The 2,276-nt window shown below is 38.2% G+C and carries 3 protein-coding genes; 1 reads left to right on the top strand and 2 read right to left on the bottom strand.

The features are described 5' to 3' along the window. On the top strand, nt 1-242 hold a 242-nt coding region (locus B2X72_RS05505), incomplete at its 5' end, for a hypothetical protein (RefSeq protein ID WP_286848498.1). 639 nt (nt 243-881) lie between these two features. Here B2X72_RS05505 and B2X72_RS05500 read toward each other — a convergent pair. Both B2X72_RS05500 and B2X72_RS05495 read right to left on the bottom strand, forming a co-directional pair. Further along, the gene (locus B2X72_RS05500) at nt 882-1,376 is read right to left on the bottom strand and encodes an SMI1/KNR4 family protein (protein ID WP_286709418.1); all 495 of its coding nucleotides are present in this window, start codon (nt 1,374-1,376) and stop codon (nt 882-884) included. Nucleotides 1,377-1,388: 12 nt separating this feature from the next. Continuing rightward, nucleotides 1,389-2,276, bottom strand: an 888-nt coding sequence (locus tag B2X72_RS05495; protein ID WP_286848496.1) for an HNH endonuclease, incomplete at its 5' end; no start/stop codon positions are given.

The raw sequence follows: 2,276 nt of genomic DNA, 5'->3' as shown, positions 1-2,276 counted from the left end.
ATCCGCCTGCTAATCTATCTTATTTCGATAAACAACTCAGCGAGATTAAAGATGAAGAATTGAAAGGTATTGAGGTCTTTATTTGTGATTCCAACGCATCTGAGGGCGAGTTGGAGTATCAAATTGTTCACCTAGGATTAGGTGATGACAAACTCGTTGCGAAGTTCAATCGCATTGCTGATGCTGAAAAATACGTTGATTTGATTCAACGTGGATATATTGACTTTAAAACCGAGGAGTAAAGTTCTTTGATATCAATATTACCAGACTAGCTTCCTTACGACAAGCCTGCAAGACGACTTGGAAAATGTGGGAACTTCGAGCGATTATTGGCCCGTATACCTCTAAACCGACAGCACATCAACGGGCTATCCAACCTTTTTGGATAGCTATTTTTATGCGATTTTATACGTAATTTCCACAGCAGTATTTCAGATAGTCAATTCTCAAAGGACTTGACCTGATTTTTTGGATACCTTCGTTGTTGTTTTATATCACTCATATCTTTTTTAGTATGGAGGATTGCAAAACAAGGCGTGTCTAAATTGTAGCTATTGTCGTTAAGACAATAGCATGCCAAAGTATTGGATCGTGCTTATAAAAGAGAAAACAAAAAGCCTCCCTTATTAACCGTTAAAGGAAGCTCTTTGGCTGGATGAAGAACTGGCCTTTCAACCTATATACTCTTTAATCTGACTAGTATCTAATTCATCCTATCCCTGCAAAAATTACTTAGCTACATGGATAATATGACCCCTGGTATGATCAGTTTAATTAAGGAGGAGACGAATCATAAAGATAGAAAACAACTATATCCCCGCTTTGCCAGGAGCTATATTGTTTTATATAGCTCCTATATCAGACAATCGAAAAATCATTGTTCAAATCCAATACTTTGCTCCATTACTTTCTATAATTTTCTGTATCAATATGTCAAAAGTATCATCAATCGCTTGCCATTCAGAAGGCAGAGTATCCATAATGCAAAATACTATCTGGACTTTTTCTTTATCTATTTTGAAACCTAGGTATTCAGCATCTCCTATAATTTCGCAAAATAACACTACATGTTTATCCCAATCTTCTCCAAAGTTTTCCTGTTGAAACTTATTGTGATTAATCAATTCCTCAGTACCCAATAGTTTGAATCCTGCAAAATCATCTACTAGAAATAGCTTCCCTCCATTAAAATTCCTCAAAAAAAACTCATAATCGTTGGGTAGTCCTGCTTCTAAAGTTACTCTACATTTATCTATATCTAAATCCGAGGCTGCAATATTCATTTCGAATGTAGACTTCAAATTTTCATAGGTAAGTATTTCGCCTTTTAAAGAGGGATCAATTACTTTGTTAATCAGTTCCAAATATTTTTTCATATCCATATTATATTATTGTTTGAATCCTCTCCACCAATTCGTAAATGGCTGATGTTGCTCTGGTTGAACTAAGGGAACCAAATTATCAAATGCATTCGTCCCTCCTTGAGCCAACGGTTTAATGTGATGGATATTCAGCGTACTGCCTTCAGGAACTTGTGGCCAAGGTCTTCCCTGACTAATCCACCATTCTTTAAAATCAGCTTTATATTTTGCTGTAAAAGAACCTCTTAATACGCTTGAATTATTTGGTGTATATGGACCTTCAGGAAATGGCACTTCTCCATATCCTTCGACCACAACTTTGGGATATGGCGTGTTTTTCGAATTGGTTATATAATTACCAGCAATAGGATCCGCCGGTGTAACACCGTCGTCAAAAGGGACTATTTTACCATTATCGTTTTTAACACCATAAGGTGTAGGTTCGATCGGCTGAACCCAGCCCTTAAGATTAGTAAATTTACCAGTCCAAAAATTACGACCCGCAGCGCTATTACTAATCCCTTGAAATAAACCTCCAGTAACACCTCCTATCAGGGCCGTAGTACCTAATCGAGCTGGAGACGGATCGTAAGGGTCGCCAAAAGCTATCATATTCCCTAAGCCCAGAGCCATATCATTGTATACAGCTCCTATACTCCCTCCAATAAAAGCTGTACTTACCGAAGTAACCGACATCCCGGCGATTGCCGCCCCGCCTGTTGCTGCTCCCAATCCTCCTGCAAATGCTCCTACACCAAATGCTTTCAGTCCTGAACCAAAATCAGTTACTTGTCCGTGGACTATTTTATCCACCAAGTTAAAAGTACCACCAATAGCAGCGCCAATAACAATATGCCAAAATTTCCCATTTGGATCAACTCCTATGACAGGATTATTTCCCATCGCCAAATATGG

The sequence above is a fragment of the Sphingobacterium sp. UBA7253 genome, assembly GCF_002472745.1.
GTDB lineage: Bacteria > Bacteroidota > Bacteroidia > Sphingobacteriales > Sphingobacteriaceae > Sphingobacterium > Sphingobacterium siyangense.
This window is presented reverse-complemented; position numbering and strand designations above follow the sequence as displayed.

Coding starts and splice junctions, on each gene's coding strand:
- B2X72_RS05500 (WP_286709418.1), bottom strand. CDS start 1,376: ATGAAAAAATATTTGGAACTGATTAACAAAGTAATTGATCCCTCTTTA.